The organism is Pseudomonas sp. TCU-HL1 (assembly GCF_001708505.1).
Lineage (GTDB): Bacteria > Pseudomonadota > Gammaproteobacteria > Pseudomonadales > Pseudomonadaceae > Metapseudomonas.
In genome coordinates this window covers 3,598,636-3,621,506 of the sequence record NZ_CP015992.1, presented here as the reverse complement: position 1 = coordinate 3,621,506, position 22,871 = coordinate 3,598,636, and the positions used below count along the sequence as shown (strand labels likewise).

Genomic DNA, 22,871 nt, shown 5'->3' with positions numbered 1-22,871 from the left:
ATCGCGTCTCGCGACGAGATCCCTACCGAATTGCTTGACGACCATAGAGCGTTGGAACCACCTGATCCCATCCCGAACTCAGCAGTGAAACGACGCATCGCCGATGGTAGTGTGGAGCTTCTCCATGTGAGAGTAGGTCATCGTCAAGCTTCTATCCCAAACCCCCGATCCGCTCACGCGGTTCGGGGGTTTGTCTTTGTGCGCGGAAAACTTCCCTCGGACAAACTGCGATGTGCAGGTAGGGCGCGCTGCGCGCACCGGCTGTTGGCGGTAGCCTGGACTTTGACCAGCGGGGGCGAAGCCCAACGCAGCAATGGACCAGATTCAGGTAAAAATTTATGCCGACTAAAAAGGCCACCCGAAGGTGGCCTTTTGCGTTTCTGGAGCGCTGATCAGTCGCCGCGGTACTCGCAGCCACTGGTGCAGGTCTCGTGGATACGGATGCGGGAGAGTTCCGGAAGCAGGGGTTTGAGTTGCTGCCAGATCCACTTGGCGAGGACTTCGCTGGTGGGATTTTCCAGACCAGGTATCTCGTTGAGGTAGTTGTGGTCGAGCTGTTCGTAGAGGGGCTTGAAGATTGCCTTGAGCTCGGAGAAGTCTCGAATCCAGCCGGTATAGGGATCGGGTTCGCCTTCGATATAGATGGCTACGCGGAAGGAGTGGCCGTGCAGGCGACCGCATTTATGGCCCGCAGGCACGTGAGGGAGCCGGTGCGCGGCCTCGAATATGAATTCCTTGAAAATTTCCACTGAGTAACGCTCTTGAAGTGACGGCCAGACGACTGGCCAAAGCAGGAAAGTTCCGATTTTACCAGCTCTCCACCGGTCTGACCGAAAAGACAGGTGCTACCGGACGAGCTCGTCACTCATTTGATTCCCAGTCGCTTGGCCAGGCGTAGCAGGTTGGCCCGATCCAGGCCCAGTTCACGGGCTGAAGCTGCCCAGTTCTGCTGTTGCCGCGCCAGGCTGGTGGCGATCAGTTGGCGTTGGTACTGGTCAATGGCCTCGCGCAAATCACCAACCGCTGCAGCCTCCGGTGCTTCTGCCGAACGAGCGGCTATGCTCGGCTGGTTGCCGGGCAAGGCGAGGTCGTTGGCCGTCAGGGTGAGGATTCGCGGTCGCTCGGCGCAGGCTGCCAAGGCCTTGAGCGCTGCGCGGCCAATCAGGTGTTCCAGTTCCCGTACATTGCCAGGCCAGTCGTAGCCGAGCAGCGCAGCTTGGGCATCCTGGCTGAGGCGCAAGCTGCGCAGACCGAGCCGGGCGCGATTCTCTTCGAGGAAGAAGCCCGTCAGCAGCAAGACGTCGCGGCCACGCTCACGAAGGGGAGGAACGCGCAGGGGATAGACGCTGAGCCGGTGATAGAGGTCGGCCCGGAAACGGCCGGCACGCACTTCCTCTGCGAGGTCGCGGTTGGTGGCGGCAATGACCCGCACATTGACGCGGTGTTCGCGGTCCGAACCGACCCGCTGCAATTGCCCACTCTGCAGCACACGCAATAGCTTGGCCTGGGTGGCCAATGGCAGCTCTCCGACCTCATCGAGGAACAGGGTGCCTTCATCGGCCAGCTCGAACTTGCCTTTGCGTTCGTTCACTGCGCCAGAGAAGGCGCCACGCACATGACCGAACAACTCGCTCTCCACCAGGGTGTCGGGCAGGGCGGCACAGTTGAGGCTGATCATGGGGTGTCGGGAGCGCAGCGAGCGGCTATGAATGGATTGGGCGACCAGTTCCTTGCCGACTCCGGTTTCTCCGCTGATCAATACCGTCAGTTCGCTGCCGCCTACCAGCTTGATCTCCTCTACCAGTGCCTTATGGCTCGCGCTATGCCCAATCATCTCCTGCGGTCGAACCTGCCCGGCCGCCTGGCGATAGACCTCCGCCAGCTGCTGTTCGTCCTGGGCGAGGCGGGTAAGCGTGTCCATGCGTTCGGCTGCTTTCACCGTGGCGGCGGCCAGGCTGGCGAAACCTTCGAGGATTTCCAGGTCCTGTCCGTCGAAACGCGACGGGTCCAATGCATCGAGGGTCAGGACGCCCCAGGGGCGATCATCGAGGTAGAGCGGGCAGCCCATGCAATCGTGTACTTCCAGGTGCTCCTGATGACCTTCCACCAGGCCGTCGTAGGGGTCGGGCAGGCCGCAGTCAGCAGCGAAGCGGGTAACACCGCGACTCTCCATCAAGGCACGTAACCTGGGGTGTTCGGACACCTTGAAGCGCCTACCCAGCGTGTCCTGGCTGAGGCCGTCTACGGCCATGGGGACCAACTGGTCGCCATCGAGGCGGAGCAGGGCAGTGGCGTCGCATGGCAGTAAGCCACGCAGGGCTTCCAGCAGGCGGCGATAGCGCTCGCGTTCGGGCAGTTCGCGGGACAGGTCACTGACCAGGGGGATCAGTGTTTGCAGGAAAGTGTGGGTTGTCATTATGACTCCGGCATGTCGATATGACTCGCTGAATAGTGTAGTCAAAAGAACACTAATAAATATAAGTACCTGATTTTATTGAAATAAAAAGTTGGCATGAAAACTGGAATAGAACAGGTAGAAAGCCCCAACCCAGATAGCGGAGTCCTTATGCTGACCAGCCTACAACGTGCCATCGTCAAATCCACCGTGCCCCTGCTGGAGACGGGAGGGGAGGCGCTGACCAGCCACTTCTACAAGATCATGCTGGGTGAATTCGCCGAGGTGCGCCCGCTGTTCAATCAGGCGCATCAGGCCAGCGGCGACCAGCCGCGTGCCCTTGCCAACGGCGTGCTGATGTATGCCCGCCACATCGATCAGCTCGGAGCCCTCGGCCCGCTGGTGGGCAAGATCATCAACAAGCATGTGGCCCTGCAAGTACTGCCCGAGCACTACCCGATCGTCGGTGCCTGCCTGCTGCGGGCCATCCGCGAAGTGCTGGGCGCCGAAGTGGCCACTGATGAAGTGATCGAAGCCTGGGCTGCTGCTTACCAGCAACTGGCTGACCTGCTGATCGGCGCAGAAGAGGAAATCTACTCTGCCAGCGCGGCTGCCCCCGGCGGCTGGCGTGGCGCGCGCTGGTTCCGTCTGGCACGCAAGGAAGTGGAAAGCGCGGAGATCACGTCCTTCTACTTCGCCCCGGAAGACGGTGGCGCGCTGATGGAGTTCACCCCCGGCCAGTACATCGGACTGCGCCTGAACCTGGATGGCGAGGAGGTGCGCCGCAACTATTCCCTGTCCGCCCTTGGCAATGGTCGCGAATACCGCATCAGCGTCAAGCGGGAGCAGGGCGGCCGTGTCTCTAACTTCTTGCACGACGAGTTCCAGGTCGGCGAGCGCGTTGAGCTATTCGCCCCGGCCGGTGACTTCGTGCTGCGGCCCGGCAGCAAGCCCCTGGTGCTGATCACCGCGGGTGTCGGCATTACCCCGGCATTGGCCATGCTCGAAGCGGCACAGGACAGCGGTCGACCGATCCACTTCATCCATTGCGCACGCAATGGTGCGGTCCATGCCTTCCGCGACTGGGTCGACGCCAAGGTCGCTGCCATTCCGCAGCTCAGTCGCTTCTTCTGCTACAGCGAGCCCCATGCGGATGATCAGCCCGATGCCACTGGCTTCCTGAGTCGCGAGCACTTGGCCGAGTTGCTGCCCACCGAGCGCGACGTGGATGCCTACTTCCTCGGGCCCAAAGGCTTCATGGCCCAGGTGAAGAAGCACCTGCGCGAACTGGGTGTGCCCGAGCGCCAGTGCCACCACGAGTTCTTTGGACCGGCCAGCGCCCTGGAGGCCTGACCATCGCCGCCCGGCGCCAGGGTGGCGCCGGGTCGTCAACCGAGGAGAGCACGATCATGACCAGTCTGTTCGGATGTCCCCAACGTTTGATGCAACTGTCTCATCTGTTTCTCTGGACCGGCCTGTTCCAGCTCCTGTTGGGCATTGCCGGCGCTTATTACCTTGATGCCCGTCTCGGGCTGCTGATGCTGGTCGGCGCCCACGGCATGGTCATCCTGGGGCCGACCCTGATCAAGCTGGGTTATGTGATGCGCCTGACTGCCCAGTACCAACTGCGTAACGAAGAGCGGGGGTTGGCCTGTGCAATTGCTTGACGCCTCCCGCGAGCTCGCCATTCGGCCGATCTGGCGACTGGGGTTTCGCCCCTTTTTCCTCTTCGGCACGGCCTTCGCCCTGCTGGCTGTACTGATCTGGATACTGGCGCTCCATGGTCACGTCGGAACCTGGCAACCAGCAGGTGGCTGGCTGGCCTGGCACCGACACGAGATGGTGTTCGGTTTCGGCGGCGCCATCATCGCCGGCTTCCTGCTTACCGCCGTGCAGAACTGGACCGGCAACCCCGGCCTTCGCGGCCGCTCACTGGCCTTGCTGGTGACGCTCTGGCTGGCTGCTCGCGTGGCCTGGTTGCTCGGCGCCCCCCTGGCCTTGCTGATTCCCCTTGAGCTGATCTTCCTGCCTGCTGTCGCCATCGTGATGGGGCGTAGCCTCTGGCGCGTACGCCAGCGCGGCAACTACCCCGTGGTTGTGGTGCTGTCCCTGCTCGCCGCCGCCGACGCGTTGGCCCTCTGGGGATTGGCCACGATCAACGATGCGCTGCAGCGCCAGGGTGTGCTGGCAGCGCTCTGGTTGGTGGCCGCACTGATGGGCCTGATCGGTGGGCGGGTGATTCCCTTTTTCACTCAGCGTGGGCTGGGTCGGGTTCAGCAGGTGAAGGCCTGGCCCTGGCTGGATTGGAGCGCGCTGGCGGGTAGCGTTCTGCTGGCCATCAGCTTCGCCAGCGGTCCGGGGTTGCAGCCTGATCCCCGGCTAGCGGTTCTCTGCGTTTTGATTGGGCTGGCTAACCTGCTGCGCTTGGTGCGCTGGTACGACGCCGGCGTCTGGCGAGTGACATTGCTTTGGCCGCTGCATCTGGCGTTTGCCTGGTTGGCCGCGGCGCCCCTCGGACTGGCAGCTTGGCACCTGGGCTTCCTGGCCAATCCCGGCGTGGCTCAGCACGCACTGGGTGTGGGAGCCATGGGCGGGTTGATTCTGGCGATGATCGCCCGCGTCAGTCTGGGCCACAGTGGCCGTCCTCTGGAAACGCCCCGCGTGATGGGGCTTGCTTTCGCGCTACTCAATCTCGGTGCGGTCGCCCGCGTGGTGCTGTTGCCGCTGGCAGGGACTGCGGCACTGTGGCTGGCGGCCGTCTGCTGGGCAGCGGCGTTTGCGTTGTTCCTGCGGCACTACGCGGTATTGCTGTGCACGCCGAGACTGGATGGCCGGCCGGGTTGAGGCAGTGCCGGCTCTGTGGACGCACCGGCGCACGCGCGCAGCAGTTCGCGCAGGTGCCGCGCGAGATAGTCCTGGAAGCGTGCATCGTTCCAGTACTCCAGGTGGCTGAGCGGCGTGTGGCGTCTGAACCACGAGCCCACCGCCATGGGGCGGTCCTCGTGCACCACCGCGGCATAGCCTTGCACCGGGCGCAGCGGGTAGCCCAGCAGGTCGGCAGGGGCGTAGACATTCAACCAGCGTGCAGCCTGGCCTATGCGCTCGTCGAGGCAATGACCGGGAAAGCGGATCGGCTGGACCGGGTCGTACGCGAAGGTGAAGAGCGGGATGTTGCAACCGAACGTGATCAGCCCCGCCAGGGTTTCCATGGCGATGAAGGGATCACGCGGGCAGCTTGGCGTGGCGTTGAGCTTCTGCTGATCCCAGATGTAATTGGAGATGATGTGCCCACCCAGTGAGTGGGCCAGCACTACCAGCGGCGTATTCGGTCCGACCTTGGCGCGTAGTGCGTTGAGGCCGTTGCGCACGCTTTGGTGCACGTGCTCGTAAGTGGTGTCGTAGGCCTGGCTGACCTTGCGGTAGCCGCTGGCATCACCCAGGAAAAGGGTGACCATGCGCCGCATCCAGCGCCAGCGCACGGGCTCCTGTTCGAGCTTGTCCAGGTAGGCCAGCTCACGCTTGTCCAGCACATTGGCCCAATACAGCGACTGGAAGGTGATAGCTTCAGCCTCCACGCCCAGCCGCTTGCGCAGCCCCGCGATCAGTCCCTGGGCGAACGCGTGTTGCCCTTCTGCATCCTTTGCGTCCTGCTGATTGCCGATGCCGTGGATGATGGCAACTGCGAGTTTCATCCCTGTACTCCCTTCGCTCTGTGCGTCTCAGGTCAGAGGCTTTGCAAGCGCTCTCCCAGTTTTCCGTTGTCCGCCAGCTCGAGGAATTCGTCGCCCAGGCGCTGGCTCTCGGCCATGGCCTTGCGCCAATAGCGTTCGCGTGCGGCGTCGTCGCCGAGATAACGCTTGAAGTCCTTGCGGTCTGGCAGTTTGCCATGAGGCAAGGTGGCCAGGTACTCGCGCGAAGGGGAAATCAGCAGCACGTCCTGCAGGCGCTCCGCATCGCCCTTGCGCCAGGGCAGGCCTTTGTCAAACCAGCCAGGCACCACCTTGTCGGTGAAGTGCGGATAGAGCACTACGCCGCCCGGGTTGTAAGGCAGGTCCAGATGGTAGTCGAGCAGGCCGCCGTCGCGGTAGGTACCCGGGCCGGCTCCGGGGATGTCGCGAACGCCTTCCATCACCATGGGAATCGAGCCGGACGCAAGCAGGGCGTGGCGCAGGTTTCCCGCATCCAGCGCGTGGTAGCGCGAGGGGAAGTCGGACAGCGGCGCCAGCGGCGGTGCCTGGCGGGCGTCATGGAGGATGACCCGCTCGAAGTGCCGGGACAGACGCAGACGGCCCAGCAGGTTGCTGCCGATTACCGAGGACAGCCCCAGGCCGAGTGCACCGCGACGGTCCTGGGCCAGCAGGCCATGGCTCTTCACCACCACCACGTTCAGGCGGTAATGGGGGTTGGCCAGCACCTGCGCGTCCTGCCCCTGGAGCAGGTCATCCAGCATCAGGCCGCAGAGGCGGCTGACTTCCGCCATGCTCACGCCCTTGGGGAAGCGCTGGCGGGTGTAGAGATCGCCCAAGCGGCGGATGCCTTCGGCGGCGTTCGGCAGGCAGGCGCTGGCGAACCGCCAGGAACCGATGGAGGCGCCGATCAGGGCACGCTCGCGCGGCGCGCGTGGCAGCCAGTCGCCAAACAGCGCCAGGTCCAGGCCCTGGATGCCCAGCGCCTTGGGGCCGCCCGCTGCTCCGGGAAGGATGCTGACATCGGCCGGTTCAAGGCCTTGTCCACGAATGTGCGCCAGGGCGCGACTTCCTGCGCGCAGGGTAAGGGTGGAAAACTTGATGTGGATGGCGCTCATGCGGGGCTCCTTGAGGCAAGGCAGCGATTATAGTGGCGCCCTTGTTCGGGCCTAGTCGCTTCAGTGCCTGAATGATGCTTCCCAAGCCTTAAGGCGAATTCAGCTTGAATTAAGTCGTCCCCGGTATCTTGAACCCATCGAAAGCACACAAGCTCCCAAGGAGATGACCCCATGAAGAAACTTGCTGCCCTGTTCGCCATTGCTACCCTCGCCACCACCGCCGGTCTTGCTCAGGCCCGTGACCTCGGTCCGGACGAAGCCCTCAAGCTGCGCGACGCCGGCACCATCCAGTCGTTCGAGAAGCTCAACGCCGTGGCGCTGGCCAAGCACCCCGGCGGCACCATCAACGAAACCGAGCTGGAAGAGGAATACGGCCGCTACATCTACCAGGTGGAGCTGCGTGACGCCCAGGGCGTGCAGTGGGACCTGGAGCTTGATGCCACCAGCGGCCAGATCCTCAAGGATCACCAGGACGACTGATGCGCTGGATCCTTCGCTACTGCGGGATCATCGCCCTGATCCTGGCCATCTTCGCCCTCGAGGCGGTGGCCAGGGACCTGGATCAGGACGAGGCCCTCAAACTCCGTGAAGAGGGGGTCATCCTGCCGCTCGACCAACTGCTGCGAAGCGCCCTGGGGCTTTACCCCGGGGCGCGCCTGCTTGAAGCCGAGCTGGAAGAAGAGGATGACGTCTACATTTACGAGGTGGAGCTGGTGACCGCCGATGGTACGGTGCGTGAGTTGGAACTGGATGCCCGCGACGGGCGGATTCTGAAGGACGAGGAAGACGACTGATGCGGTTGTTGCTGGTAGAGGACCATGTCCCCCTGGCCGATGAGCTGACCACCAGCCTTGGCCGCCAAGGCTATGCGGTGGATTGGCTGGCCGATGGCCGAGATGCATTGCACCAGGGGGCCATCGAGCCGTACGACCTGATTATTCTGGACCTCGGCCTGCCCGGCAAGCCCGGGCTCGAGGTGCTGCAGGAGTGGCGGGCCGGCGGCCTCTCGACGCCGGTGCTGATCCTGACCGCACGTGGCTCCTGGGCCGAGCGGATCGACGGTCTCAAGGCCGGTGCCGATGACTACCTCACCAAACCCTTCCATCCCGAGGAGCTGGCCCTGCGCATCCAGGCGTTGCTGCGTCGCGCGCACGGCCTGGCGAACCAGCCGCAACTGGAAGCGGCTGGCCTGCAACTGGACGAGGGGCGGCAATGCGTCAGCCGCAATGGCGAGGAAGTCCAACTGACCGCCGCCGAGTTCCGCCTGTTGCGTTACTTCATGCTGCACCCGGGCCAGCTCCTGTCGAAGAGCCACCTGGCCGAGCATCTGTATGACGGCGAGACCGAGCGGGATTCCAACGTGATCGAGGTGCACGTCAATCACCTGCGGCGCAAGCTCGGTCGCGAAGTCATCGAGACGCGGCGAGGGCAGGGCTACCGCTTCACCGGTGAGGGTCGATGAGGTCGATCCAGCACCGGCTCAGCCTCGGGCTGGTAGGCGTTCTGATTCTGGTGGGGCTGGTCCTGGCGCAGACCAGCCTCTGGCTGTTCGACCTGGGGCTGCGACGCTACCTGGCGGAGGGGCTGCGCAGTGAAGCCGAGCTGTTGCTGAGTTCCCTGGTGCGCGGCCAGAACGGCATTCAGCTGGATGAAAAACGTCTCAACCCGGCCCATCAGCAACCTTACTCAGGCCGCTACTTCATCATCGAGCTGAATGAACAGCCCTGGCGTTCGCGCTCCCTCTGGGATGCCGAACTGTCCATGCCGCCGCAGAAGGGGCTGGCGGAAGGGCTTCTGCCGGGACCCAATGATCAGGAACTGCTGGCTTGGCGGGGTGATTACCGCCGCCTCGGCCACCAGGTGCGGATTGTCGTGGCGCAGGACTACACCCCGGTGCTGGAGAGTATTAGTCGCGTGCAGTGGACCGGGTTCGCCCTGGGCGTGGCGGGGCTGCTGCTGATCCTTGCCCTGCAGCGTATTACCGTGCGCCGAGCATTGCGTCCACTGGAGGAGGTCCGCCAGGAGATCGTCCAGCTTCAGCATGGCCAGCGCAGCGAGCTGGATAGCCAGGTGCCCGAGGAGCTGGAACCATTGGTCGTACAGATCAACCGCCTGCTCAGCCACACAGAAGACACGCTCAAGCGCTCGCGCAATGCCCTGGGCAACCTCGGCCATGCGTTGAAGACGCCGCTGGCGGTGCTGGTCAGCCTGGCCGACCGTGAAGAGCTGCGCGGCTACCCGGAGCTGCGCGCAATCCTACGCGAGCAGCTGGAGCAGATCGAGCAGCGTCTGGGCCGTGAGCTGGGCCGGGCACGCCTGGCGGGCGAGGCGCTACCGGGCGCGCACTTCGATTGTGCCGAGGAACTCCCTGGCCTGTTTTCCACACTGGCGATGATCCACGATCGGAGGCTGGATCTGGACTGGGACGCTCCCGACGGCCTGCGCCTGCCTTGGGATCGGGAAGACCTGCTGGAGCTGCTCGGTAACTTGCTGGATAACGCCTGCAAATGGGCGGAAACCCAGGTCAACCTGACTATCCGTGGCGGGGAGGGTGGTTACAGCCTGATGGTGGATGACGACGGTCCGGGCATCGCCGAAGACAAGCGCGAGGAAGTCATCGGCCGGGGCGCGCGGCTGGACGAACAGGTCGCCGGACACGGCTTGGGGCTCGGCATCGTGCGTGACATCGTCGAATCCTGGAATGGCCGTTTGAGACTGCAGGAAAGCCCGCTGGGCGGGTTGCGGGTGCGCATCGAGCTACCGGCTGCGCAAACCTCGTAGAAGGTTGGTGCCGAGCCTGCGAGGCCCAACATTGGGCGTTCCAGACCAGTGGCATTCTTCGCTGTGGGAGCGAATTCATTCGCGATTGAAATCGCTCTCACAGCGAGTAGCCATCATTCGCCGGGGGCAGAGCGCGGAAGGGTGGAAATGAACGGCGATTTCCACCTTAGGGGGTAGCCGCGAGCCAGCGGGATACGCGTTGCAGCACATGCAGGCGGCGCGTCTCCCAATCACCCTCGATCACTTCATATCGTTGCCTGGTGTTTTCCAGCCAGTTGCGGCAATCCCCGAAGAAGGCTACGCGCTCGGCGAGGTCCGGCTGGCAGCGCTGGCCGTCATCTATCCACTCCATCCCTTGCGGGCTCAGCAGCAGATGCAGGTCGTAGCGGCGCGCCAGTAGCTCGTGTTCCAGCCAGGCGGGGCAATCGTTGAACAGCTTCCTGCTCCACAGCATGTTGCTGAGCAAGTGGGTGTCGAGGATCAGCAGGGGAGGAGCCTTGGCGCGGGCGTTGTCTTCCCATTCGAGCTGGCCGCGGGCAATGGCCGGGATGTCGGCATAGCAAGTGTCGCGCTGTTCGCGGTCGATGAAGTGGCGGACATACTCGCCCACCAGCAGTCCGCCGAACTCTGCCTGGAGCTCCGCTGCCAGCCGGCTCTTGCCGCTGGACTCCGGGCCCGTCAGTACCAGTACCTTCATGCGGCCGCCGGCTCCAGGCCGCGTCGCCAGGTGCGCCAGCCCTGAATCGCGAGCAGGGTAAAGAGTCCATAAAGCGCGGCCGTCAGGTACAGGTCCTTGCTGAGGAACAGCACGACGAAGAGCACGTCGACCACTATCCAGAGCAGCCAGCATTCCAGGCGCTTGTGCGCCATCCAGAACTGGGCGACCAGGCTGAATGCAGTCAGTGCCGCGTCCCACCAGGGGGCTGCAGCGTCGGTCCAGTTTGCCATGGCGTAACCCAGTGCGAGGCTGCCGGCAGTCCCGCCCAACAGGCCCAGGCTCAGTGACTGCCCGCCCAGCCGACTGACCTGGCGGCCGTCGTGCCGGGCGCCGCCGCGCGTCCATTGCCACCAGCCATACAGCTGCAGCACGGCATAGATCAGTTGCAGGAGCATGTCCGAGTACAGCTTCACGTCGAAGAAGATCCAGCTGTACATCAGCACCATGACCAGGCCGATCGGCCAGCACCAGGTGTTTTGCCGGACGGTGAGCCATACGGCCAGCGCGCCCAGGCTGGCGGCTATGAGTTCGAGAGGAGACACCAGGCTGATTCCATGGAAGAAAACCGCCGATTGTATTCGCCGTTGGCCGCGATTTCGATTCCGCTCTCTGTTAGCATTTCGGCGCTCCGGGACAAAGCTGAAGGGCGTTGCACCCGGAACCTGCTCGCTGGCACCCCGGTCTTATCGCCGTTCGGCACCATCCCGGTGCCAGCTACCTGCGTATTCGTGAGTAAAGGCGGCCTGAAGAGCGCGCCTCGGGGGAGAGTTTTGATGGATTTGTGGACGGCCTTGCAGGTCATCATCCTGGGCATTGTCGAAGGACTGACGGAGTTCCTGCCGATCTCCAGTACCGGCCACCAGATCGTGGTTGCGGATTTGTTGGGCTTCACCGGCGAGCGCGCCATCGCCTTCAACATCATCATCCAGCTGGCAGCCATTCTCGCTGTGGTCTGGGAGTATCGCCGGAAGATTTTCGACGTTGTGGTCGGCTTGCCGACCCAGCGCAGCGCCCAGCGCTTCACCGTCAATCTGCTGGTGGCATTCTTCCCGGCGGTGATCCTGGGCGTCGCCTTCGCCGATCTCATCCATCACTACCTGTTCAACCCGATCACCGTGGCCAGCGCCTTGGTGGTGGGCGGTGTGATCATGCTCTGGGCTGAGCAGCGCCCGCACCAGGTGCAGGCGGAGGCGGTCGACGACATGAGCTGGCGCCATGCCCTCAAGGTGGGATGCTGCCAGTGCCTGGCGCTGGTGCCGGGGACCTCGCGCTCCGGTGCGACCATTATCGGCGGCCTGCTGTTCGGCCTGTCGCGCAAGGCAGCCACGGAGTTTTCCTTCTTCCTCGCCATGCCCACCATGGTCGGCGCGGCGGTCTACTCGGGCTACAAGTACCGCGACCTGTTCCAGCCCAGCGACCTGCCGGTGTTCGCCCTGGGCTTCGTGGTGTCGTTCATTTTCGCGATGATCGCGGTGCGCAGCCTGCTGAAGTTCATCGGTAGCCACAGCTACGCGGCTTTCGCCTGGTACCGCATCGGCTTCGGCTTGCTGATCCTGGCAACCTGGCAGTTCAGCATGATCGACTGGTCCACTGCCCAGGGCTGATCCGGTCGGATATGAAGAAGGCGCATCAGGTGGTGCGCCTTTTTTGTTTCAGGGGATGGGAAATTCGAGGATGAAGCGCGTCCAGCCGTTGGCGGATTCGCAGCGGATCTCGCCACCGTGGGCGCGTACGATCGAGCGCGTGATGGCCAGGCCCAGTCCGGCATGTTCGCGGCCTTCGCGCCGGGCGGGGTCGGCGCGGAAGAAACGGTCGAACAGCCGGGGCAGCATCTCTGCTTGAATGGCCTGGCCGCTGTTGGCTACGGTCAGGCGCAGACCGAAGGCATCGTGGGTCAGGTCCAGCTGGATGCGGCCACCTTCAGGGGTGAAGCGCAGGGCGTTGTCCAGCAGGTTGGACAAGGCGCGGCGGAGCATGCCGCGGTCGGCACTCAAGCGTGCTTCGCCACTACGGCTCATGGATACCTGGCGGTCCTCGGCCAGTGGGCTGAAATACTCCAGCAGGGCATCCAGTTCGCTGGCCAGCTCCAGCGGCTCGCGTTGGGTCGCCAGCAGCCCGTGCTCGGCCTTGGCCAGGAACAGCATGTCGCCAACCATCTGCGCCAGGCGCTGGAGTTCTTCCAGGTTGGAGTGCAAGGCTTCGCGATAGTCATCCGTGGTGCGCTCCTGGCTGAGAATCACCTGGGTCTGGGTCAGCAGGTTGGACAGCGGCGTGCGCAGCTCATGGGCGATGTCGGCGGAAAAGGCCGAGAGGCGCTGAAAGGCATCATCCAGGCGCGCCAGCATGGCATTGAAGGCTCGCACCAGCTCCACCAGTTCCTGGGGCACCTTGTCGTCCGGCAGGCGCGTGGTGAGGGAGCGGGCGGAAACGCCGGCGGTCACTTCGGCCATGCGGTGCAGGGGGCGCAGGCCACTGCGCGCCGCCCAGGCACCGAGCAGGGCGGTGGCCAGCGCGGAAAGCCCCACGGTGAGCCAGATCAGCCGTTGCATGCGCTCGAGGAAGTGCTGGTGGTGGGTGATATCCAGGGCCAGGGAAAGGCGCGGCGAGTGCGGCTCTTCCGGCCGAAGCAACGCGCTGTAGACGCGGTAGTCTGTGCCGTCCTGCTGCCAGTCGTGGAGTCCGCCTCGGCCAGGGGCCTCGAGGTCGTCGGCGCTGCTGAACCAGTACCGGCCATCGGGGCCTTCCAGGCGCAGGGCAAGGTCCGGGTGCAGGCGCAGTTCGGCCTGTAGCGCGTCGAGCTTCGGCGCCAGGGCAGCCGGGCTGTCGACATCGCGGATCAGCGCCCGGAAGGCCGTCAGCCGGCCCTCCAGCAGTTGCTGGTCGAGTTCGATGAAGTGCGCTTCGCTGGCGCGGTTGAACAACACACCGGCAATCAGCGATACCGCCGCCGTGCAGGCGGCGAACAGCAGGCCCAGCCGGGCGGTCAGGGAGAGTCCTCGCATCAGTCCTCCCGCGCCTCCAGCACGTAGCCCATGCCACGCACGGTGTGGATCAGCTGGGTCGGGAAGCCATCATCCAGCTTGGCCCGCAGCCGGCGTACGGCGACTTCGATGACGTTGGTCTCGCTGTCAAAGTGCATGTCCCACACTTGCGCGGCAATCAGTGTCTTGGGTAGTACCTCGCCCTGGCGGCGCAGGAAGAATTCCAGCAGGGCGAATTCCTTGGCGGTGAGGTCGATTCGCTGACCGCGGCGTTCGACCTTGCGGCTCAGGAGGTCGAGGCGCAGGTCGGCCAGTTCAAGGCAGGTTTCCTGCGGGCTGGTGCTGCTTCGGCGTAGCAGGGTGCGCACGCGGGCAAGCAGTTCGGCGAAGGCAAAGGGTTTGATCAGGTAATCGTCGGCGCCCAGCTCCAGGCCATGGACACGTTCTTCCACCGCGTCTCGCGCGGTGAGGAACAGCACCGGCACTTGCAGCCCTGCTTCGCGCAGGTTGCGCAGCACCTGCCAGCCATCGAGGCCGGGCAACATCACATCGAGGATGATCAGGTCGTAGCCGCCGGTCAGGGCCAGCGCCAGACCTTGCTGGCCATCGATGGCAAGGTCGGCAGCCAGACCGGCTTCGGCCATGCCCTGGCGCAGATACTGGCCGGTCTTGGGTTCGTCTTCGACTATCAATAGTTTCATGCTGGGCTCAATGCGTGGGCTGCTGCTTTATACCGCGCCGGTGGGGCGGGCGGGGCAAACTGACGAAGTTGTAACGCAGCGGTGCCAGGAGGAATGCAAAATTGGTTGAAATCGTGCCTATAAAAATCAATGACATACGTACGTAGATTTCACAAGGAAACGAATTCTGTTCGCAGAAAAATTGAAACCGCCGCGTGGCGTCGCACGCGCAACTGGAATCTGGGGAGCTTGATATGAGAGGGGGCGTCTGGACAAGCCTGTGAGGGTGGAACGCTAGGGCGGTGCGGAGTCAGTTCGATTGAGATTAAAAGGTACGTGCAGATTTTTATTAATTTGAAACTAAACGGAGTTCCTATTTTATTATCTTAAGTCGATCCAATATCGTGTTCTTATCAAGGAGAATTACTGAGTTGATACCGTCGGCATCCTCCGGAGAGAGTGCGACAAAATTTTGTAGCTTAAGGTGATTTCTGCTGAACGGGAAGGGAGTGCCTAGTAGTCTGTTCGCCTCAGTACAATCACAGAATTTTTCTACGTTTATTGATGCGCGCAAAAAGTCTTCATGACTTATATATGTGCCTTTATGAAAATAATAAAATTTCAAAAAACCGCTCTTAATAAAGCGGAGGTTAAATCTTCGTCGATTTAATCCTAGTTTTTCTAGAGCGGTTGCTATTGGTACTAGTGAGGAAGCCCATAGCTCATACTCGGATATTGATTCAAGTAATGCTCCAGTTTGAGGTATGGATAACCCAGGGGTGGGTGTTCTGGTGTGAATCTTCTTCTGCTCAATTAATTCATTTAGTTGCCTTCGGCTGACTCCCAGGCGTAGGGACGTTTGCTTAAGCGATAGGTAGGTAGGAGTGCTGCTGTTTGCAAAGCGAATGTAAGTGTACGCTTGGCTTCGCAAGCGAGAGGCTGTGTCGCTTTTTATGTCACTCCTTTTGAAGAATGGAGCGTGTCCCCCGTCCACGAGCGGACCAGTTGCTTGGTATATGCCTAGATCATGTAAGGCCCATGAAAGGCTATTCCTACTAAACTCTAGTGTTTTTGAAAGCTCTGTGATCCCTACATAATTTTCGTGAAATTTTTTGATTTCACTTCTCGACAAAAGTATTCTGGAGCGAGGAGGGGATTTATATACTTTTCCAAGTAGGCTAGTCTTGCATAATTGAAGAACTACAGATGTATCAAGGTGAAGGCGACTTGCAGCTTCGGTGGTGTCACAGTACAAGCTTTCTAGGTCTGCTGGGATGGTCGGTAACGATCTTACATATACTGCGCCATGGGATTTTGTTGGTGATGGAGAAGTTCGGAATGGCACTTCTCCTGTGGTTAGAGTACAGACGTCCTGCTTCAAAAATATAGGGGTTCTATTGCCGTCAAGTGCCAGGCTTGATATTGGTCGTATTCCGATAAGGTCAAGCTGTTTTACTATCGAGTGGGATGAGGTGTTTAATATTTTTGATAATGCCGTCGAGAATATGTAGTTTTCATTGAATTTTTGAATGCTTGCTTTTGTTAAATACCCTTTGGCGCTTGTAGCGCTTCGTTCGAAGAAGCCGAACTTGGTAGATTGTCGGATTGATTCATAGTCGACCTCCAGTAGTTTTGCTGTGTCTCTCAGCGAGATAACTGTAGAGTCGGGTGTTGGGAACGGGCGAGGGGAGGCCTTCTTTAGTGTCTCCTGAATAGAAAGTATTGTTTCCACATTGCAACGTTTACCGCGAGCGACAAGGCCTGCGGGGTATAGGTCTCTCGCGAATGTTAGCCATTCCTTTTTAGATAGGTTCAGGTAGCGGCTAATCTGGCTGTGCCGAAACGTTAACTCACAGTCAGGTAGTGGCTCGCTCGCTTGAGTTGAGGGTTCCTTTAAAAACGTTGAGCGAGCTTGCTTTATAGCCTTGTTCCCTATTGGGGGGAGTTTTTCTACTAGAAGCCTCGGGTCTATAAGGGGAAACTGGCATGAAAGATGGGTAAGGTACTCGACTAAATTTTCTGTATTGTTATGCGCAACAGCCAACGCGGCATTTAGTATTTTGCGGTTAGATTCTGTGGGGTTTCCAGAAAAATCATAATCTAAATAATATAGGGTGCTGGATAGTAAATTAAATTTATCTTGGGAGTGTTCTTCGAAAATCTGTAGGAGTTCACGCTCTGCTGTGGCGTCCACAATTTCTATGTTTTTATTGTCGGTGATGTGGTGTCCGCAATGACAAGTGTCTAGAAGTTGCATGTCCCATCGTGTCTTTTTGCCGCAATTTGGGCATTTTATGATGTACGGAATGTTGTGAAATGGACAGCGCAGCGCAATTTTTATATCTTTAATATAGTGGTCCCAGCCAATTTGCGTGCAAATAGGACAGCGAGCTGCATCTACTCCTCGCAGAAGCTTGTGGGAAACCTTGATTCCGTTAATTATCGGTGGGCTGTATTTGGAGATGCGGTACGCTCGTTGATAGAAGCCCATGAGTTCGAAGGTTGGGATGGTGCCGATGTCTTTATATATTTTATCGTTTAGTCTGGAGTCTGCGAAAATGCACTCTCTGATAGAAAAGCGGCTGCATTTTAAATAGCGCCTGAGTGCGTTAAGATTTTTAAAACCGTTTGCATAGGCCGTGCGATTGAGAACGCTCGTGGGACTCTCGTCTGGAAACGGAAATACAACAGCGTTAAGACGCTCCATGCTACACCTCCAGAATTAATTTTAGGCATTTTGCAGTTCCTAGTTGGAAGGGGTTGTCTTTTCTGGCTAGATCTTCATCGAGACGAATTTGCGAATAACTAACTGAAAAGTCCTCAAGGCTTAGCGTGCGAGGTGAGCGGGAAAGGCAATCTGTGAGTGCGCCGAGAATAATAAGGCGCATCCATTTTAGGTTTCCCTGGCATGCGAGATACAACGGTGCATAAATAGTTGGGTCGGAGAGGTGAGCGCCTCTGCCCAAGTCGGCCAGTTCGTACATTTTCTTGTCTAACCCATGTAGTACAGTGAGGAGTTCGCCTTTCGCCGAGTCGCTGTATTGAAGATTGGATAGCTCGGCGAAGTAGGGAAATCGTGCAGCGAGCACCGGTCTTGAGTATATGAAGTCTTGTTGGTCTTTTTTGGGAGGGAGGCCGACGACTATTATCGGAATCTTGGTCGCATCGAGAATCCCCCTCAGCCACTCAGCAGCATCTTCGGCGGTTTTTGCTGAGTTTGGTTTTGCAAAATTTTGAAATTCGTCCAGCAGGATTACTTTGGTTTGGCATATCTTCAAGTTTTGAATGACTAGGCGGCTAAGATCTTCCAAGACTCCATTAACAACTCCGATATGCAATTTGTCGAGGATGGCCTTGGCAAGATCCTTGATGGTGACTTTGGCTGGGACGGATACATAAATAACCGGAACGATGTGAAAGGAACCTTCGCTGGTGGTTTTGATAGTCTCATCACCATATTGTCCTTTTACAAATTCAAGCAACGTCGATTTTCCTGTTCCAACTGGCGCCCATAGGGCTGTGCAGGCCGGTTGCTTACTTAGAGTGGTGGTTTCAATACCTTTCTGAATAAGTTCGTACGCCCTGCGATAGCGAGGAAAGAAGACAATTTGCTGCGTAAAGGCCTCAATTATTTCTGGGGCGGTTAGGGGCATGGGCTACCTCCACGACAGTGTTGTCTGGTGGGGAGGGAGGGGAATTTACTAGGGGAATGGGTGCAGTGTTTTCATGAACGATTTTTTCTTCCGCTAAGGGTGGAAGGTTTTTGGCGGTTCTTACGCGTTCGAAATCTTCCTGAATGGCATTTTGTTTTCTGTCGTGCTTCGAATTTCCTTGTGAGATTTTAATGAGCAATGCCATTCGTGCTTGTATGGCTTCTCGGATAGAGAATTCTTTTGCGGCCTCTTTCAATTTTTTGCGGACTTGATCGTGAGTGTACATAGTTAATCCGCACTGGTAGTCGGGATCTACCGCGTCGGCAACGCAACTAAGCCCTGGTTTGGTTGGGTGGCAGACCGTAACTTGACCAAGTTCGCTTTCGTCGTAATAGATTAATGCCTCCTGACCTTTTTTCAGAAATGAACCGATTCTTGCAACGCCAGGGCCTGTCCACTGCAGGTATTTGTACGTCACTCTACCATTGACAACGCAAGATGATGTTTGAGAGCGGAAGAGGCTGTCTAGTTGTTCTGGTGAATACCTGCGTGGTGGGAGTTGCTCAGCTTGCATTTGTTCCATTACTTGGTTTGGTGATAGGTTGTTTAAGGATCTATGGGGTTGATTGTGGTAATTTTCTAGATAAGCGTCGAAGAGCTCTCTAAGTTGGTCAAGTGTATAGGTTGCCTCGGTTTCTGAGTCATACTCGCCGCGTTCTTTGATATTGGAAAAGGTGGTTCCTGCAAGTTGATGGGAGAATTGGATGACCAGAATTTTGAACCAGCTTTCGATGTGGGGTTTTTCTTCGAATACATAAGGTGCACAGTAAGTGACTTCAGCTCCAAGCTGATAAAAACGTTCTCTAATTTGGACGGACTCGAAATCTGGTCCGTTGTCGAGGATGTAGCGATCGGCAAGGCCGGTATACTTCCGATCATTGCGAAGCGAGTGTTTCAGTGCGCGGACCGTTTTCGCGTGAGAGGGGGCATTAAATGACAGGTCATACCCAAGGACGTAGCGGGCGGCGACTATCAGTACTCCTGTAGTATGTGGTCGTCCGATTACTCGCCCAAACTTATCGACAGCTACTGTGTCAAAGGTGTGGCTGTCATCTTCTGATTGTTCATAAAGCCTGAGAGGTTCATTGTATTTTCTACTGAACTTGTGTTGACGTGTCGCTGTGGTGCGACCTTTTTGTTTGAGTTTTATCTCTAGTGGATCAATTTCCTTAATAATTCTATAGAGCGTGCTGATAGATGGGATCTTTATTTGGTCCCAAATTGGCCGTCGTTCATTATTCTCTTGGGCTGATTCAATGACGGCTGCAATTACGTCTGACATTGGAGTGTGTGGTGCGCGTAGGTAGAATAGGTCTAGGTAATGATTCAATAGTTCTCTTATTTCAAGGTTCCAGCGCTCAATTCTATTCCTTCTTTGGCGTATAGGGTCTAATAAGGAGAAGAGGTTTCTATTGGAAGCCTTATAGGCTTTTAGGCGTTTGTAGAGTGTGGTGTAGCCAAATGGATGAGGATCATTAATTTCGCTGGCGAGTTTATTAATGAATTCTAATGACGCTTTTCTGGGTAAATGTCCATCGAATTCATCTAATAGAGATTTGACATAGAAATGAATTCGTTTAAGTTTTTGCTTGTTTTTCTCGGAGAGCGACTCCAAGATTTGTGCGTCGTCCTGGGAGAAGGGCGCCTCTTGGAATTTTATGAAGTTCCCCTTTTGGTGCGAGATTTGTAGCCGTTCATAGCTTTGGAATATGATGGTTCTTGAGTTGTTGATGCTCCTGAGTTGAATGCGATTATTTCGAATATCTTGCACTTCATATGGTTTTCCGTAATAGCGATAGCGCTCTCCGGTATGTATCTCGAATTGTTTATTCATGGTTTGACACCAGTGTGAGTATGGAGTCGAGATCAAAGAATCGCTTCAGGTTGGTGTGGATTCTTTTAAAGAAGATGGCAGCAGCAATGTCGGGGGCTGACGGTGGGTCGGGCATCGCAAGGAGTTGACGAGAAGAAATTTTCTGCTGAGGGGATTCAGCAATCCGGCTAACCACCTGGGTGATTCCGCTGTCGCTGTATCCGAAACTGGAGTGATAGAGATGGGACAGGTTCTTAATGATCGCTGGTTGTCGGAATCGGGATTCGACAATTACTTCAAGCAGGTAGCCGTGCTCCGCTAACATGGACTGGAACTGCTCTATCTTCTCCCTATCTCTGCCTTCAGCATGCAAGATATCGGGCTTTACCTCGTAGAGGACGGTGGATCCATTGTCCAAGATGGCCATGAAATCCGGGGTGTATCGTCGTGGAGTCCTGCTTTCGCTTTTGAGGAGGAAGCGGAATGGGCAGCGATCGTAGTGCCGGATGGGGGGGAGATACTCCAGGTAGAGGCAGAAATCCGCTTCCAGGAGCGATTCGCACGGCACCATCGTGCTGCTCTTTCGCGACGGGAAGTAAGTGATGAGCTTGCCGAACTCCCCCGTACTAAATTTCTTTGCGGGGGTGGTTTCGAGCCACCCTTTGCCATCACGTGGTTGAGCGTCCATCAGCGTGACTCCTCACACGGCATACGCCTTCTCGCAGGCGTTAATGCGTGAACAGGAAATCAGAGAGTCGCGTTAAAAGGAGAGCGCTCCGTCTCGGCTCCCGATCGATTGCCGGCCCGCTTAATTTGCGTCGGGCTGTTCCATCCGCATAGGTACCCTTGATAAGTGGCTTATTGGCACTCGACCGCTCTACGGCGGGGCTATCCTGAACGTGTATCGGATACACGTTGGTCGAGGGCAGGCGGTGGTACAGCAGAGTGGGAAATTGGCTGGGGAACGGGCCCTTGATCAGGGCGCCCGAGAACTCCGGGGTATTCTCTTTGTGCATACCCTGGCCGATTTGGCGCATTGCATGCATACCGGATGTGCCCTAGCCCGCTGGTACGAGCGCAGGAAGGGCCAGGCGCGCGGTACTCAGCCGAACAAAAAATGGATCGCGTTTTTCCGCGGCAGTCTGCCCCGAGGCAGGTTGCGGGAAGAGTTATGTGAGTGGTTCCCGGAGCTTCGCCAGCTGCTCAACAACTCGCTGTGGTTGAGTCTGGTGGCTGATCCGCAGCAGCAGATCGATTGGGATGCCCTGGTGGATAACGACCCCGACGGCTACCGGCTGCGCACTTACAACCGGGCTCGGCTGGATGCGTTCGTGGCTTGTCCGGAGTGGTCGCGGCTAGGCGCGCTCTTGATGCTGCTACGCACGCGGACGGGCAGATTTGGTTATTTTCGCCTGTGGGCGCGCGGCCTTGCGTCGGCCTATATCCAAATGGTGTGCGCGCGGCCGCCCCTAGATTTGATCAGCCGTGGCCTCTATGACCGTATAAGCACCATCAATGCGGAGTATGTCCCCCGGCTTATCGAAGGCTGGCCGGATAGCAAATGGCGATTTCGGCGCACCGTATGGTGCTACCGGGTCATGGCAGTGAGGGCCGTCCTGAACGGCGTGGTTCCGGATCGCGTGCCGGGGGGGCAGATGCTGCTGTGGATCTTCATCGAGCAACCGGACGTGGTGGAGCGTGCCATCTTGATGGAGTGTCTACTCCGTTTCACTAAGCGCGAAGATTGTCCTGCTCTACCCGAGTGGGTTCGCCTCAAATTGCGAGAGGCCCGCCGGGCCTACGCTCGGACCTGCCAACTGCATTTGTCAGATCGGGGAGGGGCCAGCATCGCTGGCGGTAAATATTGCGTAGGTGATTCATCGGTGGAGAAGGATGGCGAGGTCGCTGACCGGAGTCGGAGAGGGACCGAGCGGGGAAACCACGGTCCCTGCACCGACGTGGTTCGCTCAAGGTCGCGGCACGGGGACCAGGACTCGGGGACCTCGTGCCCGAATGGACCAAGAGAAAACGAAAACGAAGAGACGGCTGGGACAATTGATGCTGAATGGGCTGATTTCCCGTGGGATGACCTGAACCAGTAATTATCTCGGTGGCTCCTCTCGGACGGCTGTGTCTGCACTACGGGATTCGCTGCGCAACCGTTCGTTTTCGCGAGTGAGGCGGGCTAACTCGATCTGTAGCCCCTGGATCCGTGTCTCATAGTGCTGACGTGAGTGTTCGTACTGATCCTGGCTGACCTGCTGTGAATACGATTGGGCGGCGTGGACCCGCTCAAGCTCCGTCTCCAGCGAGGCTAGCCGGCCAGCGCGCTCATCCAGTAGCTCTTGCTGATCTCGTAGGCGCTGTTCCAGGCGCGTGCGTTCCAGTGCGCCCGTCTGGCAAAGTTCCCGCAACTGCTCTGTCGTCTGCTGAGTCGCCAAGAGTTGCGCGGACAGGCTGGTGTTACTCGCCCGCAATTTCTCAATCCGCGCCTCACTACGACGGCGGTACGCCCCATGGTCCCGTGCTTGATGAGCGAGCGTTGCTCGTTCCGCAGCCGCGCGTAGCTCGGCTTCCTCGACTAGGCGGTCCGCAATCGTACCAATCAGTCCGCTGAGTTCGTCGCGCAGGGCTGGAGAAGCCTGGATCGGCGCGTCTTCGAGTTCTTTCAGGTAGCGGTGGATGGTCGATTTGGAGCCGACATTACCGAGCTCGGCACGCACCGCATTGATGGTCGCGCGCGCTCCCCTGGCGAGCAGCGCCTGCTGCGCCTGGTAGACCAGGGCTTTGGTGATACCCCCGCGTAACATTGTCCGCTCCTACTTTCTCGCATTGTGGTACATGCTGCGATCGTACGTATTACAAAGCCGAGATTTTGCGCCGGAAACGAACGGCTGTGACAGATTGCATAACAGGCATTAACGCGCCTGGGTTGATTCGGGGTTTCCTGCAGCCTTGGTCGGTACCAAACCCATGCAGTCAGCGG

Annotated in this window: 22 protein-coding genes and 1 rRNA gene; 10 read left to right on the top strand and 13 right to left on the bottom strand. The window is 58.8% G+C overall.

Annotated elements, in window-relative coordinates:
• Positions 1 to 33 precede the first annotated feature (33 nt).
• Positions 34 to 149, top strand: a 5S ribosomal RNA gene (gene rrf / locus THL1_RS16800).
• 243 nt (positions 150 to 392) lie between these two features.
• On the opposite strand, the gene queD is transcribed toward rrf, so the two are convergent.
• Both queD and norR read right to left on the bottom strand, forming a co-directional pair.
• Entirely contained in the window at positions 393 to 749 is a 357-nt protein-coding gene (gene queD / locus THL1_RS16795; protein WP_069084299.1) for a 6-carboxytetrahydropterin synthase QueD, read from the bottom strand.
• A gap of 116 nt (positions 750 to 865) precedes the next feature.
• The gene (gene norR / locus THL1_RS16790; protein ID WP_069084298.1) at positions 866 to 2,416 is read right to left on the bottom strand and encodes a nitric oxide reductase transcriptional regulator NorR; all 1,551 of its coding nucleotides are present in this window, start codon (positions 2,414 to 2,416) and stop codon (positions 866 to 868) included.
• A gap of 150 nt (positions 2,417 to 2,566) precedes the next feature.
• On the opposite strand from norR, the gene hmpA reads away from it, so the two are divergent.
• Genes hmpA through THL1_RS16775 form a run of 3 tightly spaced genes read left to right on the top strand, consistent with a single transcriptional unit; the run spans position 2,567 to position 5,239 of the window.
• Positions 2,567 to 3,748, top strand: coding sequence for an NO-inducible flavohemoprotein (gene hmpA / locus THL1_RS16785; protein ID WP_069084297.1), 1,182 nt, complete (start codon positions 2,567 to 2,569; stop codon positions 3,746 to 3,748).
• Positions 3,749 to 3,804: 56 nt separating this feature from the next.
• A complete protein-coding gene (locus tag THL1_RS16780; protein WP_069084296.1) occupies positions 3,805 to 4,062 on the top strand; it encodes a transmembrane sensor/regulator PpyR in 258 nt (85 codons plus the stop codon).
• Positions 4,049 to 5,239: an NnrS family protein gene (locus THL1_RS16775; protein WP_069084295.1), complete on the top strand. Its 1,191-nt coding sequence runs from the start codon at positions 4,049 to 4,051 to the stop codon at positions 5,237 to 5,239. The genes THL1_RS16780 and THL1_RS16775 overlap by 14 nt, the downstream gene beginning before the upstream one ends.
• Here THL1_RS16775 and THL1_RS16770 read toward each other — a convergent pair.
• Both THL1_RS16770 and THL1_RS16765 read right to left on the bottom strand, forming a co-directional pair.
• Complete coding sequence (locus THL1_RS16770; protein WP_069084294.1) at positions 5,191 to 6,087, bottom strand: hypothetical protein; 897 nt, start codon at positions 6,085 to 6,087, stop codon at positions 5,191 to 5,193. The genes THL1_RS16775 and THL1_RS16770 overlap by 49 nt on opposite strands.
• A 32-nt stretch (positions 6,088 to 6,119) precedes the next feature.
• Positions 6,120 to 7,199, bottom strand: coding sequence for a patatin-like phospholipase family protein (locus tag THL1_RS16765; protein WP_069084293.1), 1,080 nt, complete (start codon positions 7,197 to 7,199; stop codon positions 6,120 to 6,122).
• 171 nt (positions 7,200 to 7,370) lie between these two features.
• Between THL1_RS16765 and THL1_RS16760 the strand changes: the two genes are divergently transcribed.
• The 4 genes from THL1_RS16760 to THL1_RS16745 are packed head-to-tail and all read left to right on the top strand — an operon-like array spanning position 7,371 to position 9,980.
• The gene (locus tag THL1_RS16760) at positions 7,371 to 7,679 is read left to right on the top strand and encodes a PepSY domain-containing protein (RefSeq protein WP_069084292.1); all 309 of its coding nucleotides are present in this window, start codon (positions 7,371 to 7,373) and stop codon (positions 7,677 to 7,679) included.
• Positions 7,679 to 7,993 carry a PepSY domain-containing protein gene (locus THL1_RS16755; RefSeq protein WP_069084291.1) on the top strand — a complete coding sequence of 105 codons (315 nt, stop codon included), beginning with the start codon at positions 7,679 to 7,681 and terminating at the stop codon, positions 7,991 to 7,993. Before THL1_RS16760 ends, THL1_RS16755 begins: the two co-directional genes overlap by 1 nt.
• Positions 7,993 to 8,661, top strand: a complete 669-nt coding sequence (locus THL1_RS16750) for a response regulator transcription factor (RefSeq protein ID WP_069084290.1) — start codon at positions 7,993 to 7,995, stop codon at positions 8,659 to 8,661. Before THL1_RS16755 ends, THL1_RS16750 begins: the two co-directional genes overlap by 1 nt.
• Positions 8,658 to 9,980 carry an ATP-binding protein gene (locus THL1_RS16745; RefSeq protein ID WP_069084289.1) on the top strand — a complete coding sequence of 441 codons (1,323 nt, stop codon included), beginning with the start codon at positions 8,658 to 8,660 and terminating at the stop codon, positions 9,978 to 9,980. Before THL1_RS16750 ends, THL1_RS16745 begins: the two co-directional genes overlap by 4 nt.
• A 166-nt stretch (positions 9,981 to 10,146) precedes the next feature.
• On the opposite strand, the gene THL1_RS16740 is transcribed toward THL1_RS16745, so the two are convergent.
• Complete coding sequence (locus tag THL1_RS16740; protein WP_069084288.1) at positions 10,147 to 10,677, bottom strand: AAA family ATPase; 531 nt, start codon at positions 10,675 to 10,677, stop codon at positions 10,147 to 10,149.
• A complete protein-coding gene (pnuC, locus tag THL1_RS16735) occupies positions 10,674 to 11,240 on the bottom strand; it encodes a nicotinamide riboside transporter PnuC (protein ID WP_069084287.1) in 567 nt (188 codons plus the stop codon). The genes THL1_RS16740 and pnuC overlap by 4 nt, the downstream gene beginning before the upstream one ends.
• A 231-nt stretch (positions 11,241 to 11,471) precedes the next feature.
• On the opposite strand from pnuC, the gene THL1_RS16730 reads away from it, so the two are divergent.
• Positions 11,472 to 12,302, top strand: a complete 831-nt coding sequence (locus THL1_RS16730; protein ID WP_069084286.1) for an undecaprenyl-diphosphate phosphatase — start codon at positions 11,472 to 11,474, stop codon at positions 12,300 to 12,302.
• A 48-nt stretch (positions 12,303 to 12,350) separates the two neighbouring features.
• Here the strand turns inward: THL1_RS16730 and THL1_RS16725 are convergent, their stop codons facing one another.
• From THL1_RS16725 to THL1_RS16705, 6 genes are all read right to left on the bottom strand, one after another.
• The gene (locus THL1_RS16725; RefSeq protein ID WP_069084285.1) at positions 12,351 to 13,700 is read right to left on the bottom strand and encodes a heavy metal sensor histidine kinase; all 1,350 of its coding nucleotides are present in this window, start codon (positions 13,698 to 13,700) and stop codon (positions 12,351 to 12,353) included.
• Positions 13,700 to 14,380, bottom strand: a complete 681-nt coding sequence (locus tag THL1_RS16720) for a heavy metal response regulator transcription factor (RefSeq protein WP_069084284.1) — start codon at positions 14,378 to 14,380, stop codon at positions 13,700 to 13,702. The genes THL1_RS16725 and THL1_RS16720 overlap by 1 nt, the downstream gene beginning before the upstream one ends.
• Before the next feature lie 352 nt (positions 14,381 to 14,732).
• Positions 14,733 to 17,066, bottom strand: coding sequence for a hypothetical protein (locus THL1_RS29745; RefSeq protein WP_145928322.1), 2,334 nt, complete (start codon positions 17,064 to 17,066; stop codon positions 14,733 to 14,735).
• Position 17,067: 1 nt separating this feature from the next.
• Positions 17,068 to 18,012: a TniB family NTP-binding protein gene (locus THL1_RS16715; protein WP_069084283.1), complete on the bottom strand. Its 945-nt coding sequence runs from the start codon at positions 18,010 to 18,012 to the stop codon at positions 17,068 to 17,070.
• Positions 17,984 to 19,906: a transposase family protein gene (locus THL1_RS29740; protein WP_145928321.1), complete on the bottom strand. Its 1,923-nt coding sequence runs from the start codon at positions 19,904 to 19,906 to the stop codon at positions 17,984 to 17,986. The genes THL1_RS16715 and THL1_RS29740 overlap by 29 nt, the downstream gene beginning before the upstream one ends.
• Positions 19,899 to 20,573 (bottom strand): hypothetical protein, encoded by a 675-nt coding sequence (locus THL1_RS16705; protein WP_069084281.1) that lies wholly within the window; start codon positions 20,571 to 20,573, stop codon positions 19,899 to 19,901. Before THL1_RS16705 ends, THL1_RS29740 begins: the two co-directional genes overlap by 8 nt.
• A gap of 322 nt (positions 20,574 to 20,895) precedes the next feature.
• On the opposite strand from THL1_RS16705, the gene THL1_RS16700 reads away from it, so the two are divergent.
• Complete coding sequence (locus THL1_RS16700; protein ID WP_145928320.1) at positions 20,896 to 21,987, top strand: hypothetical protein; 1,092 nt, start codon at positions 20,896 to 20,898, stop codon at positions 21,985 to 21,987.
• On the opposite strand, the gene THL1_RS16695 is transcribed toward THL1_RS16700, so the two are convergent.
• Positions 21,988 to 22,695 carry a DNA-binding protein gene (locus THL1_RS16695; RefSeq protein ID WP_069084279.1) on the bottom strand — a complete coding sequence of 236 codons (708 nt, stop codon included), beginning with the start codon at positions 22,693 to 22,695 and terminating at the stop codon, positions 21,988 to 21,990.
• Positions 22,696 to 22,871: the final 176 nt, after the last annotated feature.